The 15,446-nt window shown below is 73.0% G+C and carries 14 protein-coding genes; 9 read left to right on the forward strand and 5 right to left on the reverse strand.

Going from position 1 to position 15,446, the window contains the following annotated elements; translation table 11 throughout:
• Positions 1-26: 26 nt before the first annotated feature.
• The 5 genes from D0D28_RS28855 (at position 27) to D0D28_RS28875 (ending at position 3,589) form a co-directional block, all read left to right on the forward strand.
• Positions 27-1,247 carry an NAD(P)/FAD-dependent oxidoreductase gene (locus D0D28_RS28855; RefSeq protein WP_116114055.1) on the forward strand — a complete coding sequence of 407 codons (1,221 nt, stop codon included), beginning with the start codon at positions 27-29 and terminating at the stop codon, positions 1,245-1,247.
• A gap of 280 nt (positions 1,248-1,527) precedes the next feature.
• Complete coding sequence (locus D0D28_RS28860) at positions 1,528-1,707, forward strand: hypothetical protein (RefSeq protein WP_240323394.1); 180 nt, start codon at positions 1,528-1,530, stop codon at positions 1,705-1,707.
• Between the two features lie 182 nt (positions 1,708-1,889).
• Positions 1,890-2,717, forward strand: a complete 828-nt coding sequence (locus D0D28_RS28865; RefSeq protein WP_240323395.1) for an NBR1-Ig-like domain-containing protein — start codon at positions 1,890-1,892, stop codon at positions 2,715-2,717.
• 150 nt (positions 2,718-2,867) lie between these two features.
• Entirely contained in the window at positions 2,868-3,254 is a 387-nt protein-coding gene (locus tag D0D28_RS28870; protein ID WP_094004094.1) for a hypothetical protein, read from the forward strand.
• Between the two features lie 11 nt (positions 3,255-3,265).
• Positions 3,266-3,589 carry a hypothetical protein gene (locus tag D0D28_RS28875; RefSeq protein ID WP_116114060.1) on the forward strand — a complete coding sequence of 108 codons (324 nt, stop codon included), beginning with the start codon at positions 3,266-3,268 and terminating at the stop codon, positions 3,587-3,589.
• Between the two features lie 37 nt (positions 3,590-3,626).
• Here D0D28_RS28875 and D0D28_RS28880 read toward each other — a convergent pair whose 3' ends face one another.
• Positions 3,627-4,841, reverse strand: a complete 1,215-nt coding sequence (locus tag D0D28_RS28880; RefSeq protein WP_116114062.1) for a Bcr/CflA family multidrug efflux MFS transporter — start codon at positions 4,839-4,841, stop codon at positions 3,627-3,629.
• Positions 4,842-4,999: 158 nt separating this feature from the next.
• On the opposite strand from D0D28_RS28880, the gene D0D28_RS28885 reads away from it, so the two are divergent.
• Together D0D28_RS28885 and D0D28_RS28890 are read left to right on the forward strand one after the other, a co-directional pair.
• Positions 5,000-5,320 (forward strand): hypothetical protein, encoded by a 321-nt coding sequence (locus D0D28_RS28885; protein WP_094004097.1) that lies wholly within the window; start codon positions 5,000-5,002, stop codon positions 5,318-5,320.
• Between the two features lie 71 nt (positions 5,321-5,391).
• Positions 5,392-6,573: a cation:proton antiporter gene (locus D0D28_RS28890; protein ID WP_116114065.1), complete on the forward strand. Its 1,182-nt coding sequence runs from the start codon at positions 5,392-5,394 to the stop codon at positions 6,571-6,573.
• Here D0D28_RS28890 and D0D28_RS28895 read toward each other — a convergent pair.
• Together D0D28_RS28895 and D0D28_RS28900 are read right to left on the reverse strand one after the other, a co-directional pair.
• A complete protein-coding gene (locus D0D28_RS28895) occupies positions 6,494-7,468 on the reverse strand; it encodes a MerR family transcriptional regulator (protein ID WP_116114068.1) in 975 nt (324 codons plus the stop codon). The two genes, D0D28_RS28890 and D0D28_RS28895, sit on opposite strands and share 80 nt — an antisense overlap.
• 34 nt (positions 7,469-7,502) lie before the next feature.
• Complete coding sequence (locus D0D28_RS28900; RefSeq protein WP_116114071.1) at positions 7,503-8,141, reverse strand: HNH endonuclease family protein; 639 nt, start codon at positions 8,139-8,141, stop codon at positions 7,503-7,505.
• A 70-nt stretch (positions 8,142-8,211) separates the two neighbouring features.
• Between D0D28_RS28900 and D0D28_RS28905 the strand changes: the two genes are divergently transcribed.
• Entirely contained in the window at positions 8,212-9,375 is a 1,164-nt protein-coding gene (locus D0D28_RS28905) for a lactate 2-monooxygenase (protein WP_116114073.1), read from the forward strand.
• Here D0D28_RS28905 and D0D28_RS28910 read toward each other — a convergent pair.
• Positions 9,308-10,183 (reverse strand): phosphotransferase family protein, encoded by an 876-nt coding sequence (locus tag D0D28_RS28910; protein ID WP_116114076.1) that lies wholly within the window; start codon positions 10,181-10,183, stop codon positions 9,308-9,310. The genes D0D28_RS28905 and D0D28_RS28910 overlap by 68 nt on opposite strands.
• Before the next feature lie 44 nt (positions 10,184-10,227).
• Here D0D28_RS28910 and hrpA point away from each other — a divergent pair, with 44 nt between their 5' ends.
• Positions 10,228-14,100 carry an ATP-dependent RNA helicase HrpA gene (hrpA, locus tag D0D28_RS28915; RefSeq protein WP_116114078.1) on the forward strand — a complete coding sequence of 1,291 codons (3,873 nt, stop codon included), beginning with the start codon at positions 10,228-10,230 and terminating at the stop codon, positions 14,098-14,100.
• On the opposite strand, the gene D0D28_RS28920 is transcribed toward hrpA, so the two are convergent.
• Positions 14,101-15,446, reverse strand: a 1,346-nt coding sequence (locus tag D0D28_RS28920; protein ID WP_116114080.1) for a bifunctional 3'-5' exonuclease/DNA polymerase, incomplete at its 5' end; no start/stop codon positions are given. It abuts the gene before it with no gap.

Here is a 15,446-nt window from a genome sequence, read left to right on the forward strand (position 1 = left end):
CGGATCACACGGATGAGGAGCGGCCCATGTCCGAGCCGAAGCGGATCCTGATCGTCGGCGCCGGGCTGGCCGGTGCGTCGGCCGCGGCGGCCCTGCGCGAGAACGGTTACGACGGCGACGTGGTGGTCCTCGGCGCGGAGGCGCACCGGCCCTACGAGCTGCCGCCGTTGTCGAAGCGGATCCTCCTGGGCGAGGGCGACGAGCCGGACTGGGTGCGGGACGCGGACTTCTACGCGCAGAACGGCATCGACCTGCGCTCCGGCACCAGCGCGACCCGGATCGAACTGGGGGCGCGGGCGGTGCTGGACGCGCGCGGCGGGCGGCACTCCTACGACCGGCTGCTGCTGGCGACCGGGTCGCATCCGCGGACGCTGCCGGTGCCCGGGGTGGACCTGCCCGGCGTCTACACGCTGCGCACCCTCGACGACGCGCTCGCCCTGCGGTCGGCGTTCACCGGCTCGCCGCGGGTGGTGGTGATCGGCACCGGCTGGATCGGGACGGAGGCCGCGGCGGCGGCGCGGCACCACGGCGCCGAGGTCACGATGGTGGACGTGCTGCCCGGGCCGCTGTGGGCGCTCGGGCCGGAGATCAGCGAGGTGTTCGCCGAGCTGCACACCGAGCACGGCGTGCGGTGGCGGCTGGGCAGCGGGATCGAGCGGGTCACCGGTGGTCCGAGCGGGGTCGCGGGCGTGCGGCTGGCCGACGGTAGCGAGCTGCCCGCGGACGTGGTGCTGGTCGCCGTCGGCGCCGCGCCCCGGGTCGGCCTGGTACACGCGGCCGGGCTGGAGCTGGCCGACTCGGGTGGCGTGGCCGTGGACGCGTCCCTGCGCACGGCGGCGCCGGGCGTGTACGCGGCGGGCGACATCGCGGCGCAGTGGCACCCGCGCTACGGGCGCCGCGTGCGCGTCGAGCACTGGGCGAACGCGAAGAACCAGGGAGCGCACGTGGCGGCGAACCTGGCCGGCGGGCAGGAGCAGTACACGCGCACGCCGTACTTCTTCACCGACCAGTACGACCTCGGTTGCGAGTACCGCGGCCTGGCCGACCCGGAGCGGGACGAACTGGTGGTCCGCGGCGACCTGGGCAAGCGCGAGTTCACCGCGTTCTGGCTGCGGAACGGCCACGTCACGGCGGCGATGAACGTGAACATGTGGGACGACGGCGACACGCTGAAGGCACTGGTCGACGGCGAGACGACGGTGACGGCGGACCAGCTGCGCGAGGGAGACCTGGCCGCGCTCGGGTGAGGCCGCCCGTAGTGGTCGATCACCGCCGGGTAGCTCGCACGATCTCCGCGAGCCCGGCCGGCGTGGCGCCCTTCTCGGCATCCCACTGCCGCCCGGGTGAGGAACGCGTTGTTCCGGGCCCCCGCGGCCGGAAGCTGCTGGCCGAGTGGGAAGCTGCACGGCACCCGCGAACCGGGCGACGAAGACCTGGTCTACCGGTGGGCGCGCCGCCCGCTCGTCGAATGGGCACTGCGCCGCGCGGTCGCCGCCGAACCAGGCCGTTGCCCCGCACGACGACCTGGTGCTGCGACGCACCATCCGGCGAATCGGGCGACTGGACCGGGTCACGACGTTCGACGAGGACCACGCCCTGCACGAGCGCATCGCGCGCATCCTGGCCAGCCTCGAACCACCACCCCCAGCGGGCCCACCCCGCGACGAACTGGTGGCACATCTGCACGAGAGCCAGGTGGTCGGCTGACCCTGGGCGGGGGTGCACCCCCTCGGTCCTTGTGATCAACGAGGGGCCCTGGGGCGCCAGCTGCCCGGCCCCCGCGACCGGCTCAACCGAGCGCGCCGCCCCTGCGCGAGAGCCACCTGCTCGGCTGAACCTGGCCCCCGGATGCACCCGATCGGAGCAATGCGCCAATACCCTCGATCCTCGTGATCAACGAAGGGGCCAGGCGGGGCCGGGTCGCCAGCTGTCCGGATCCGGCGGCCGGTCCGGTGGCCGCGTTCGCGCACCGGTTGTGGGCCCTCAAGCGCTCGGCGGGTGATCCCTCCTACGACCGGATGCGCACCGAGCTGGGCGCGCTCGCCTCGAAGTCCGCCCTCTCGGCCGCCGCGCGCGGGCAGCGGCTGCCGTCCTGGGACACCACCTGGGAGTTCGTGCGCGTGCTCGCCGTCGGGGTGCTCGCCGAGCACGAGGACGAGGTCCGGGCCCGCTGGCGCGCCGACTGGGAACGGGTCCGTGACGGCGCGGCGAAACGGTCGCCCGCCCCGCGCCGCCGGGGTCGCCTGGTGGTCCTCGCCGCCGCGGCGACCGTCGTGCTGGCGATCGGCGTCGTCGCCGGGGTCGCGGTGCTGCGCACGCCGGAGCCCGTGACCACGCAGGCCGCCACCCTCCCGCCGCTGATCCCCGGCGACGCGTCCGAGTTCATCGCGGACGTGACCGTGCCCGACGGCACCGTGGTGCCGACCGGCGCGCGGTTCGTCAAGACGTGGGAGTTCCGCAACACCGGCACCGTGCCGTGGGTGGACCGCGCCCTGCGCCGCGAGGCCGGCTTCGGCCCCGGCGACGGTTGCCAGACGCCCGCGGTCGTGCCCGTGCCGGAGACACCGCCCGGCCAGTCCGTGCGCGTCTCGGTCGAGGTGCGTGCGCCGGACGAGCCTGGGTACTGCCAGGTGTACTTCAAGATGACCGACCGCGCGGGCCGGCTGCTCCTGCCCGGCGCCCACGCGGCGTACTTCTTCGTCCGGGTGGCCGGCTGAGTTGGCCACCCACCCCGGTGGCCAAAGCGCTGACCTGCGTGGACATCCGGATTTGGCCACCGGACGCGGGGTGGCCGGTGCGGATCTTCCGCCGGTGGTCCAGACCTCTCTAGCGTCGGCGCCAGTAACACCCGACGAAGGAGATCCCGGATGCGGAAATCGATCAGGACGCTGGCCGCCGCGCTGCCCCTCGCGGCGGCGCTCCCGTTGCTCGTGGCACCGCAGGCGTCGGCCGCGGAGAAGGTGTGCGCAGGCGGCTCGCTCATGGGCGGCCAGACCACCACCGCCCGGGTGCTGGCCGACCAGGTCATCCACATCAAGGTCCACAACCACGACTTCCGCGGCCTGGCGCTGGTGATCCGGGACGTGAAGTGGAAGAAGCAGCTGTGGAAGGGCGTCATCGCGCCGGGCAAGGAGCACACCGTGCGAACCGACGTGTTCGGCGAGCCGCCGATCGGCTACGAGATCGCGTTCGACGTGACCTCGAACCTGTCCAACAACTACACCTACGCCATCTCCTCCGCCCGCTGCTACTGAAAGGCCACGACATGCGCACCCTCCTGCTCGCGGCCATCGCCACGACCGCGGCGGCCCTGCCCGCGACGGCTTCAGCCACCCCCGCGCCTGCCTCGGCGGTGGTGGCCGACCAGGACATCGTCACCACCTGCGGCCCGGGCTACTCCGGCTACATCCGCCGCCCCGGCAAGGACGCGCTCTGCCTGCAGCCGGGCACCCGCACCTGGACCGGCTTCCAGGCGTTCGAGTGCAAGGGCAACATCACCGTCTACTTCAAGAACGGCAAGCACGTCGAGTGCGGCGGCGGCATCGACTTCGAGTACAACGGCGGCGTCGTCAAGACCGTCGCCCGCTGAGGGGCGCGCCGGGCCGCCCGAACCGGGCGGCCCGGTGTCAGGCCGTCCGCCTGCGGGTCAGCGTCGCGAACACCACCAGCGCCACCACGGCGAACGACGCCATCACCGCCCCCATCGGCACCGCGCTCGCCTCGTCGCCCATGCTCACCAGCGGGGTGGCCAGCCCGCCGACCACGAACTGCATCACCCCGAGCAGCGCGGACGCCGCCCCGGCGTTGTGCGGGTGCTCGGCCAGCGCCAGCGACGACGCGTTCGGCATGACCAGCCCGATGCTCGACACCATCACCAGCAGCGGCACCAACAGCAGCCCCAGCGGCAGCCCCGCCACCGCCGCCGCCAGCACCCCGATCCCACCGACGGCCGAGGCGCACAGGCCGACCGTCAGCAGCGTCCGCTCGGCCACCCGGCCCACGATCCGCCCGTTGACCTGCCCGGCGATCACGATCCCCAGCCCGTTCGCGCCGAACACCAGGCTGTACTCCTGCGGGCTCAGCCCGTACAGCTCCTGCAGCACGAACGACGACGCGGAGATGTAGGCGAACAGCCCGGCGAACATCAGCCCGGCCGACAGCGCGTACCCGACGAACGACCGGTCCCGCAGCAGCACCCCGTACCCGCGCAGCGTCGAGCCGATCCGGGCCGGGCGGCGGCGCTGCGTCGGCAGCGTCTCGGGCATCGCCACCGCCGCGGCCTGCAGCAGCAGCGCGCCGAACACGGCCAGCACCACGAACACCCCGCGCCACGACGTCAGCCGCAGCACCTGCCCGCCGATCACCGGCGCCAGGATCGGCGCGAGACCGCTGACCAGCATCAACATCGAGAAGAACTTCGTCATCGCGGTGCCGGCGAACAGGTCGCGCACGCACGCCCGCGCGATCACCATCCCGGCCGCCGCGCCCAGCGCCTGCACCGACCGCCCCGCGACCAGCAGTTCCGCGGTCGGGCTCACCGCGCACAGGACCGACGCGACGGCGTAGAGCACCAGCCCGGCCAGCAGCGGACGGCGGCGGCCGAGCGAGTCGGACAGCGGCCCGGCGATCAGCTGCCCGAGCGCCAGCCCGATGATGAACGCGGTCAGCGTCAGCTGCAGCGTCGGCGCGGAGCTGTGCAGGTCGTCCGCCATCCGGGGGAGCGCGGGCAGGTACATGTCGATCGACAGCGGCGCGAACGCCGACAGCCCGCCGAGGATCAGCGCGTACCGCAGGGTTCCGGGCCTGGTCTTCACCGGTGCCGTGACCGCTGTCGTGCTCAAACCGCCTCCACTCGACCGGATCCACCCGGCAACACCGAACACCGGAGATCGCATCCGCATTCCCTGTTGTGGCGCGGAACACCCGAGGTCGATCAGTCCACTGTGGACTCTACTGTCTGGTATACTGGACATACCGGACCGATGTCGAGGGGAGTACCGTGCGGCGGAAGCTGGGATCACCTTCCCGGCACCGGTCCGTCCGCGCCCTCCTCGTCCTGGCGCTGCTGCTGCTCAGCCTCGTCACGCCGACGACGCCGGAGAACCACCCGCACCCACCCGTGCCGGACGGCATCGCCGCCCTCGCGGCGGAACCGTTGCCGCACGTCACGGCCACTCCGCTGCCGGTCGCGGACCTGCCGCCGATCGCCGCGCCGCGACCACCGGACGCGCATGCGGAAGACCCGCCCGCGCCCGCCGTCGCGCCGCTCACCCACGAGCCGGGCACCGCTCTCGGCGCCCGCGCGCCGCCCTCCAGGTAAGGCCCCGGACCCATCCGCACACCGCGTCGCACCGCGGTGCGCTTCGCCCTGCCCTGGAGGGACTTCACGACATGCACACCGGACACGCCCTGCTCGCCGTCGGCGGCGCCTTCCTCGCCGCCGGCGTGCTGGCCAGAGCCGGCGCCCGCATCGGGCTGCCCACGATCCCCCTGTTCATGCTGGCCGGGTTCATCTTCGGCCCCAACACGCCCGGCCTGTCCCTGGTGCACGACCCCGGCGAGCTGAGCGTGCTCGCCGGGCTCGGCCTGGTGTTCCTGCTGTTCTACCTCGGCCTGGAGTTCTCGCTCGACGACCTCGCCAAGGGCGGCCGCAAGCTCGCCGTGTCCGGCCTGGTCTACCTCGCGCTCAACATCGGCGGCGGGCTGGCCTTCGGGTTCCTGCTCGGCTGGGGCTCCAGCGAAGCCCTGGTGATCGCGGGCGCGATCGGCATCTCGTCGTCGGCGATCGTGACCAAGCTGCTCGTCGAAACCGGCCGCACGCGCCACCCGGAATCGCGCCTGATCATGGGCATCATCGTGATCGAGGACCTGTTCCTCGCGCTGTACCTGGCGCTGCTGCAGCCGGTGCTGTCCGGCGCCGACTCGTTCTGGCCCGCGCTCGCCGACTTCGGCAAGGCCCTCGGCTTCCTGCTGGCGCTGGCCGCGCTGGCCCGGTGGGGTGGCCGGCTGGTGTCGAAGCTGTTCGGGTCGGCCGACGACGAGCTGCTGACCGTGTGCTTCGTCGGGGTCGCCGTGCTGGGTGCCGCGATCGCCGAGGAACTGGGCGTCTCCGACGCGATCGGCGCGTTCATGGTCGGCATGATGCTCGGCGGGTCGAAGGTCGCGCCGCGCATCCACAAGCTGGTCCTGCCGCTGCGGGACGCGTTCGGCGCGTTGTTCTTCTTCATCTTCGGGCTCAGCATCGACCCCGGCGCCGTCGGCACGGTCGTGGTGCCGGTGCTGATCGCCGTGGCGCTGACGCTCGTGCTGAACCTCGCCGCGGGCGCGATCGCGGCGAAGCTGCACTCCTTCGACGGCCAGGCCGGGCTGAACATCGGCCTCACCGTGCTCACCCGCGGCGAGTTCTCGCTGGTCCTGGCGACGCTGGCGGCGGCGGCCGGGCTGGACTCCCGGGTCGCGCCGTTCGTGGCGGGCTACGTGCTGCTGCTCGCGATCATCGGCCCGCTGGCGGTGCTGCGGTCGGAGAGCCTGGCCCGGCTGTTCCGAGCGCGACCGGCATCACCAGTGTCGTGAACGAGCCCTGATCGGCCGATCGCACGCGGGCGACCCGCAGCGGCCCGGCGAACTCCAGCAGCACGTCGGGCCCGACGCCCGCTTCGAGCGCCGCGCCCAGCACGGCCGGGTCGAAGCCGATGCGCAGGTCGTCGCCGGTGATGGCGGGCACCGTCGTGCCGCCGACGGTCAGCCGGTCCGGTCCGAGGACCAGCTCGGCCGGGCCGGTCGCGGGCAGCGCGTCCCGGAGCGCCGCGCGGTCGACGACGACCCGTTGCTCCGGCGCCGGCAGCGCGTCGAGCACGGCGCGGTAGTCCGGGAACGTCTCGTCCACGAGCGGCAGCGTCGTGTCGTCGAGGGTCACCTCGTCCTGCCGCGCGAGCCACGGCCCGAGCGCGGCCAGCTCCCGCGCGGGCGTCACGAACCGGCCGGTGCCGCCGTGCACGGGACGCAGGACCCGCAGCGCGAGCCGGTAGCGGTCGGTGGCGACGACGCGGACCTCGTCGCCGTCGGCCTCGATCAGCACGAAGTCCAGCGGCGCGCCCGCGGCGGGCGCGACCTGCCGGATCGCGCTCGCCAGGTCGAGGCCGGCGACCCGGACCGGCCCCGGCAGCAGGCGGCCGACCGCCTCCGACGCGGCCCGGAAGTCCTCCCGCAGCCGCCGCCGGTGCGCCTCCAGCACCGCACGCGCCTGTGCGGGCGGCCCGTCGAGCACCGTCGTGACCTGCGCCAGCGGCAGGCCCGCGGCACGCAGCTCGCGCAGCCGGACGGCCCGCTCGACCTGGTCCTCGCGGTAGTAGCGGTAGCCGGTGACCGCCGCGACGCGGGCCGGCGCGAGCACGCCGCAGTCGTCGTAGAAGCGCAGCGCGCTGGGCGTGAGCCCGGCCCGCCGCGCGAACGCGCTGATGGTCAGCATGGCGCCGATTCTGCGGCTTCGAGGAGGTCGAAGGTCAACAGCGGGTCAGCATGTCGGTCAGCGCCGCCCGCTCGGCCGTCGTGACGGACAGCTGGTAGTGGTGCTTGACCTCGATCCAGTCGATGGCGTAGGTGCACCAGAACGACTCCAGCGGCGGCTTCCACTCGTCCGGCGCCTTGTCGCTCTTGGCCTGGTTGACGTTGTCGGTGACCGCCCACAGCTGCGGGCGCACCAGGTCGTTGGCGAACGCCTCGCGCTGAGCCTGCGTCCACGCCGACGCCCCGCTGACCCAGCTCTGCGCGAGCGGCACCAGGTGGTCGATGTCCACATCGGACGCTTTGGTCCAGGTCGCGCCGTCGTAGGGGCTGACCCAGGTGCCCGAGGTGGGCGAGCAGTCCTTGCCCACCACCACGTTCTCACCCGAGCGCTTGAGCACCTCCTCGCGGGTGTTGCAGGTGCCCTCGACGGTGTCCCAGTGCGGGTACTTCTCGCGGGAGTAGCCGTTGAGGGTGCCGCGCGGCTTGACCGGCAGCTCGGCGAGCTGCTGCCGCGCCACTCCCGGATCGGTGCCCGGGTTCGCCTTCGACGGCGGCACCGGACCGGGCCGCCACACCACCACCAGAACCGCGACCGCCACCACGACCAGGAACGGCACCCACACCCGAGCCTTCACGCGGCTGAGGCTATGTGATCAAGTACCGGCGGTACGCTGCGGTCTCCGGCGTGTCGACGAGGAGGTGCGCGTGGCCGAGCGGTTCGGTGGCTACCAGAACGAGATCTACCTGCACGGGCTCGGCGGGACGAAGCCGCCGTTCACGACCGACCCCACGCGCCTGGCGGAGTCGGCCCGCGCGGTGCTGACCCCGGAGGCCTACGGCTACGTGGCGGGCGGCGCGGGCTCCGGCGCCACGATGGACGCCAACCGCGTGGCGTTCGGCAAGTGGAAGCTCGTGCCGCGCATGCTCACCGACGCGACCGCCCGCACCACGTCGGCCACCGTGCTCGGGACCGAACTGCCCGCGCCGGTGCTGCTCGCGCCCGTCGGGGTGCAGTCGATCGTGCACCCGGACGCGGAGCTGGCGACGGCGCGGGCCGCGGCGGCGCTGGGCCTGCCGATGATCCTGTCCGCCGCCGCGTCGCGCACGATCGAGGAGGTCGCCGAGGCCTCCGGCGACGGCCCGCGCTGGTTCCAGCTGTACTGGCCGTCGGACTCCGACGTCACCGCGAGCATCCTGACCCGCGCGAAGCGGGCCGGCTACACCACGCTCGTCGTCACGCTCGACACCTGGACCCTGGCCTGGCGCCCGCGCGACCTCGACTCCGCCTACCTGCCGTTCCTCCAGGGCGAGGGCCTGGCCACGCCGCTGTCCGACCCGGCCTTCCGCGCGCTGCTGGAGAAGGCGCCCGAGGACGACATGCCGTCGGCGATCCTGCGGTGGGTGTCGCTGTTCACCGGCACCGACCACAGCTGGGACCAGCTGCCGTTCCTGCGCGAGCACTGGGACGGCCCGATCGTGCTGAAGGGCATCCAGCACGTCGACGACGCGCGGCGCGCGGTGGACGCCGGGATGGACGGCATCGTGGTGTCCAACCACGGCGGACGGCAGGTCGACGGCGCGATCGGGTCGCTGGAGGCGCTGCCGCCGATTGCGACCGCGGTGGGCGACCGCATCGAGGTGCTGTTCGACTCCGGCGTGCGGACCGGCGCGGACATCCTGAAGGCACTGGCACTGGGCGCGAAGGCCGTGCTCGTCGGGCGGCCCTGGGTGTACGGCCTGGGCCACGCGGGCGAGGACGGCGTGCGTCACGTGCTGCGCAGCCTGCTCGCGGACCTCGACATCAGCCTGGCGCTGACCGGCCACCACTCGATCGCCGAGCTGGGCCCGGAGTCCCTGCAGCGGTCCTGACCACACCGAGCAGCCGCGACGCCAGCGGCTCGCGGGGCGGACGGGTGAGGAAGTCCGCGAGCGCGAACAGGTCCAGCGCCCGGGCGGCTTCGCGCCAGCCCTGCGGCCGCGGACCGTAGCCCGCCAGGACGCCTTCGGTGAACGGGCTGTCGCCGAAGCGCAGCACGTTGCCCAGGTCGGTGAGCGGGCTGCCGCTGTGCGCGAACTCCCAGTCCAGCACGGTCACCCGCCAGCCGTCGCCGGTGCGGGCGGCGATCAGGTTCTTCGGGTTGAAGTCGGAGTGCACCAGGCGCGCCGCGCCGGAGGGCACCAGCGGCGCCCACTCCCGGGCCCGTGCGAGGAGCCCGCGCTCTTCGGCCGCGGTGAGCGGCCAGTCGGGGTGCCGCCGGGACAGGCAGTCGCGCACGAACTCGGCCAGGTCGCCGGGCAGCTCGCCCAGCCGCAACTCGCCGTCGGCGAACCAGCCCGGCCGCTCGAACCGCACCTCGCCGATCCGGGCGAGCGTGCGCCCGGCCGCGTGACCCAGCTCGCGGGCGTCGGCGGCGGGAAGCTCCGCCAGCAGCACCTCGACACTGGTGCCCGGCACGAACACCGACACCGACGCGTCCTCGGTGACCGCGATCACCTCGGGCGCGATCCCGGGCACCAGCCTGGCCAGCGCGGCCTCGACCGCGGGCCGTCCGCCCGCTTTGAGCACGTACCGGTCGTCCAGCGACCAGACCGCTCCCCGGTACCCGCCGGGCAACGCGCGGCGGCGCAGCCCGTCCAGGCCCAGCTCCCGGAGCCACTCCAGGTGTGGTGCGGACATATTCGCAGGCTAGCCGGATCGCGCGGAGCTATCCTGGGAGCCGTATGTCTACGCGATCCCCCCTCGAAGACCTCCGGGCCCGCCTGCCCGGCCTGATGCTGCGCGACGAGCACCGGTTGCGCCGCCGGCTCGACGGCGCCCGCCGGGCGCGCGACAAGGACCGCGTCGCGCGGGAGATCGCCGCCGACATCGACGCCGCCGAGGCCCGCGTGCAGCGCCGCCGCGCGCCGGAGATCCGCTACCCCGACGAGCTGCCGGTCTCCCAGCGCAAGGACGACATCGCCGCCGCGATCCGCGACCACCAGGTGGTGATCGTCGCGGGCGAGACCGGCTCGGGCAAGACCACCCAGCTGCCCAAGATCTGCCTCGAGCTGGGTCTGGGCGTGCGCGGCCAGATCGGGCACACCCAGCCCCGCCGCCTGGCCGCCCGCACCGTCGCCGAGCGCATCGCCGAGGAGCTGAAGACCGAGCTGGGCAGCACGGTCGGCTACAAGGTGCGCTTCACCGACTCCTCCGGCGACGACACCATGGTCAAGCTGATGACCGACGGCATCCTGCTCGCCGAGATCCAGAGCGACCGGATGCTGCGCCGCTACGACACCCTGATCATCGACGAGGCCCACGAGCGCAGCCTCAACATCGACTTCATCCTCGGCTACCTCAAGCAACTCCTGCCCAAGCGCCCCGACCTGAAGGTGATCATCACCTCGGCGACCATCGACCCGGAGCGCTTCTCCAAGCACTTCGACGACGCGCCGATCGTCGAGGTGTCCGGCCGCACCTACCCGGTCGAGGTGCGCTACCGCCCGATCGTCGACCCGGACGACCCGGCGTCCGAGGACCGCGACCAGGTCACCGCCATCGCCGACGCCGTCGAGGAGCTGTGCGCCGAGGGGCCGGGCGACATCCTCGTGTTCCTCTCCGGCGAGCGGGAGATCCGCGACACCGCGGACGCGCTGAACCGGATGGACCTGCGGAACACCGAGGTGCTGCCGCTCTACGCGCGGCTGTCCGCGGCCGACCAGCACCGCGTGTTCAGCCGCCACACCGGGCGGCGGATCGTGCTCGCCACCAACGTCGCCGAGACGTCGCTGACCGTGCCGGGCATCAAGTACGTCATCGACCCCGGCACCGCGCGCATCTCCCGCTACAGCCACCGCACCAAGGTGCAGCGGCTGCCGATCGAGCCGGTCTCGCAGGCCTCGGCCAACCAGCGCAAGGGCCGCTGCGGCCGCACCTCCGACGGTATCTGCATCCGGCTCTACAGCGAAGAGGATTTCCTGTCCCGGCCGGAGTTCACCGACCCGGAGATCCTGCGCACCAACCTCGCGTCGGTCATCCTGCAGATGACCTCGCTCGGCCTCGGCGACCTGGCCGCGTTCCCGTTCGTCGACCCGCCGGACCGCCGCCAGGTCACCGCCGGTGTCCAGCTGCTGCAGGAACTCGGCGCGCTGGAGGAGTCCGCGAAGGAGCGGCGGCTCACCGAGATCGGCCGTCAGCTCGCGCAGCTGCCCGTCGACCCGCGGCTGGGCCGGATGGTGCTGGAGGGCGCGCGTGCCGGGTGCGTGCGCGAGGTGATGATCATCGCCGCCGCACTGTCCATCCAGGACCCGCGCGAACGGCCGGCGGACAAGCAGGAGGCCGCGGCTCAGCAGCACGCCCGGTTCGCCGACAAGTCCTCGGACTTCCTGGCCTACCTGAACCTGTGGGAGTACCTGCGGGAGCTGCAGAAGACGCTGTCCAACAGCCAGTTCCGCAAGCGCTGCAAGGCGGAGTACCTGAACTACCTGCGCGTGCGGGAGTGGCAGGACATCTGCAGCCAGCTGCGGCAGCTCGCCAAACCGCTGGGCGTCACGCTCGACTCCGAGCCGGCCGACCCGCAGCGCGTGCACACCGCGCTGATCGCCGGGCTGCTGTCGCACATCGGGCTCAAGGACCCGGAGAAGGGCGACTACCTCGGCGCCCGCGGCACCCGGTTCGCGATCTTCCCCGGCTCGGCGCTGTTCAAGAAGCAGCCGCGCTGGGTGATGTCGGCCGAGCTGGTGGAGACCTCGAAGCTGTGGGGCCGCGTCAACGCGCGCATCGAGCCGGAGTGGATCGAGCCGCTGGCGCAGCACGTCGTCAAGCGCACCTACTCGGAACCGCACTGGGAGCGCAAGCGCGGCGCCGTGATGGCCTCGGAGCGGGTCACGCTCTACGGGGTGCCGCTGGTCGTCGGGCGCAAGGTCGACTACGGGCGCATCGACCCGGAAACCTCGCGCGAGCTGTTCATCCGCCACGCGCTCGTGGAGGGCGACTGGGACACCAGCCACAAGTTCTTCAAGGAGAACCGGGCGCTGCTCGACGAGGTCGAGGACCTGGAGAACCGGGCCCGGCGCCGCGACCTGCTGGTCGACGACGAGACGCTGTTCGAGTTCTACGACCAGCGCGTCGGCGAAGAGGTCGTCTCCGCGCGGCACTTCGACAGCTGGTGGAAGAAGGTCCGCGACAAGCAGCCGGACCTGCTCAACTTCGAAAAGACCATGCTGCTCAACGAGGCCGCGGAGCAGGTGTCCGAATCGGACTACCCGGACACCTGGACGCAGGGCTCGCTGCGGTTCCCGCTGACCTACCAGTTCGAGCCGGGCGCCGACGCCGACGGGGTCACCGTGCACATCCCGGTCGCGGTGCTCAACCAGGTCACCCCGGACGGGTTCGACTGGCAGGTCCCGGGGTTGCGCGAGGAGCTGGTGACCGCGCTGATCAAGTCGCTGCCCAAGCAGCTGCGGCGCAACTTCGTGCCGGCGCCGGACACCGCCGCGCAGGTGCTGTCCAGGGTCGGCCCCGAGGACGGCCCGCTGCTCGACGTGCTGGCCCGCGAGCTGGAGGCCCTGCGCGGGGTCGCGGTGCCGCCGGACGCGTGGCAGCTCGACGCGGTGCCCGACCACCTGCGGATGACGTTCCGGGTGGTGAACGACAAGCGCCGCAAGCTCGCCGAGGGCAAGGACCTGGCGGTGCTGAAGGAAGAGCTGAGCGGCGAGGTGCGGGCGACGATCTCGGCGGCCGCGGACAGCATCGAGCGGGCCGGGCTGACCACGCCCGCGTTCGGGGAGCTGCCGCGCGTGTTCGCCGGGAAGCGGCGCGGGCACCAGGTCAAGGCGTACCCGGCGCTGGTCGACGAGGGCGACACGGTGGCCGTGCGGATGCTGGACACGCCGGTGCAGCAGCGGCAGCGGATGTGGCAGGGCACGCGGAAACTGTTGCGGCTCAACCTGCCCTCGCCGATGAAGTTCATCAACCGTTCGCTGAGCAACCAGGCGAAGCTGGCGCTGAGCCGCAACCCGCACGGCGGTGTGGCGGCGCTGCTGGAGGACTGCGTGGACTGCGCGGTGGACAAGCTGATGGCCGACCACGGCGGCCCGGCGTGGGACGAGGCCGGGTTCGCGGTGCTGCTGGAGAAGGTGCGCGGTGCGCTGAACCCGACGGTGCTGGACGTGCTCACCGAGGTCGAGAAGATCCTGACGGCCGCCAACGAGGCCGAGGTCGCGCTGGAGGGTGCCCGCGGTCCGGCGGAGTCGCTGGCGGACATGCGGCAGCAGCTGTCGCGGCTGGTGTACCCGGGTTTCGTGACCGGCACGGGTTTCGACCGGCTGCCGCACCTGGTCCGGTACCTGCGCGGAATCGGGCGGCGGCTGGAGAAGTTGCCGTCGATGGGCGCGAAGGACGTCGAGCTGCTGCGCGACGTCGAGTGGGTGACGGGCGAGTACGAGGCGGCCGTCGCGGCGCTCCCGCCGGGTGTGACGCCGGGGCCGGAGCTGCTCGACGTGCGGTGGATGATCGAGGAGCTGCGGGTGAGTTTCTTCGCGCAGACCCTGGGGACGGCGCACCCGGTGTCGTTGAAGCGGGTGATCCGCGCGCTGGACAAGGCCGCCGCGTAGCTACTTCGCGTCGGCGTAGGTGTCCACTGTGGCCGGTTGCATCGGGAAGTGCACGGGGCAGGCGGGGCCGAACGTGAGCGCGGCCGCCTCCGGGACCGACTCGCCGATGGCGGCCTCGACCTGGGGCGCCAGGTCCTCGGGGGTGTGCACGATGACCTCGTCGTGCTGGAAGAACACCAGGTGCGCGGGCGTGGGCAGCTTGCGCCGCAGGGTCGCGAGCAGCACGGCGGTGAAGTCGGCGGCGCTCGCCTGGACGACGAAGTTGCGGGTGAAGCGGCCCCAGTTGCGGGCCGCCTGGCGGGCGCGGGTCTCGTCGGAGTTCGCGCCGCCGGTGAGGGCCCGCCACGCTTCGCTCGGCGCGGGGGAGACCCGGCCGAGCCGCGACCGCACGCGCTCGCCGCGTTCCCCGGCCTGCGCGGCGCGCTCCACATAGGACACCGCGTCCGGGAAGCGTTGCCGCAGCAGGGCGAGCAGTGACGCGGCTTCGCCGGCGGTGCCGCCGTACATCGCGGACAGCATGGCGATCTTCGCGCGGGGCCGGCCTTCCTCGGCGGTCATGGTGCCGGCGAACATGGCTTCGGACAGGCGGGCGTACAGGTCGGTGGAGGCGGAGGCCTCGGCCAGGCGGCGGTCGCCGGACAGGGCGGCCAGCACGCGGGGTTCGAGCTGGGCGGCGTCGGCCACGACGAGCTTCCAGCCGGGGTCGGCTTTCACGCACACGCGCAGGGTCTTCGGGATCTGGAGGGCGCCGCCGCCGCTGCTGGCCCACCGTCCGGAGACGACGCCGCCGACCACCCACTCCGGCCGGAACCGCCCGTCGGCGACCCACTCGTCGAGCCACATCCAGCCGTTGGCCGAGTGCAGGCGGGAGAGTTCGCGGTACTCGATGAGCAGCGGGACGGCGGGGTGGTCGATGTCGCGCAGGACGTGCGCCCGTGCGGAGGGGATGGAGATGCCCTCGCGGCCGAAGGCACGCACGATGGTCTGCGGGCTGTCCGGGTTGACGGGTTTGCCGCCGAAGGCTTCGGTGATGCGCGCCGCCAGCTCGACGAGTTTCTTGGGCCGTTGACCGGCCGGCACGCGGGGGCCGAGCAGCTCGGTCAGGAGGGCGTCGTGCACGTCGGCGCGCCAGGGCAGCCCGTCGGCCCGCATCTCCTCGGCGACGAGCGCGCTGGCCGACTCCGCCGCGACGAGCAGTCGGAAGCGCTCGGGGTGCTCGACGTGCCTGATGCGGCGCTCCTGATCGGCGAGAACGGCCGCGGCCGCGTCGGCGACGCTGGTGCCGGGCGGGAGGCCGGAGGCGCGGGTCTCGAAGAGGGCGGGCTGGACGTCGGCGTGGGTGGGCG

The sequence above is a fragment of the Amycolatopsis ruanii genome (genome assembly GCF_003385175.1).
GTDB lineage: Bacteria > Actinomycetota > Actinomycetes > Mycobacteriales > Pseudonocardiaceae > Amycolatopsis_E > Amycolatopsis_E thermalba.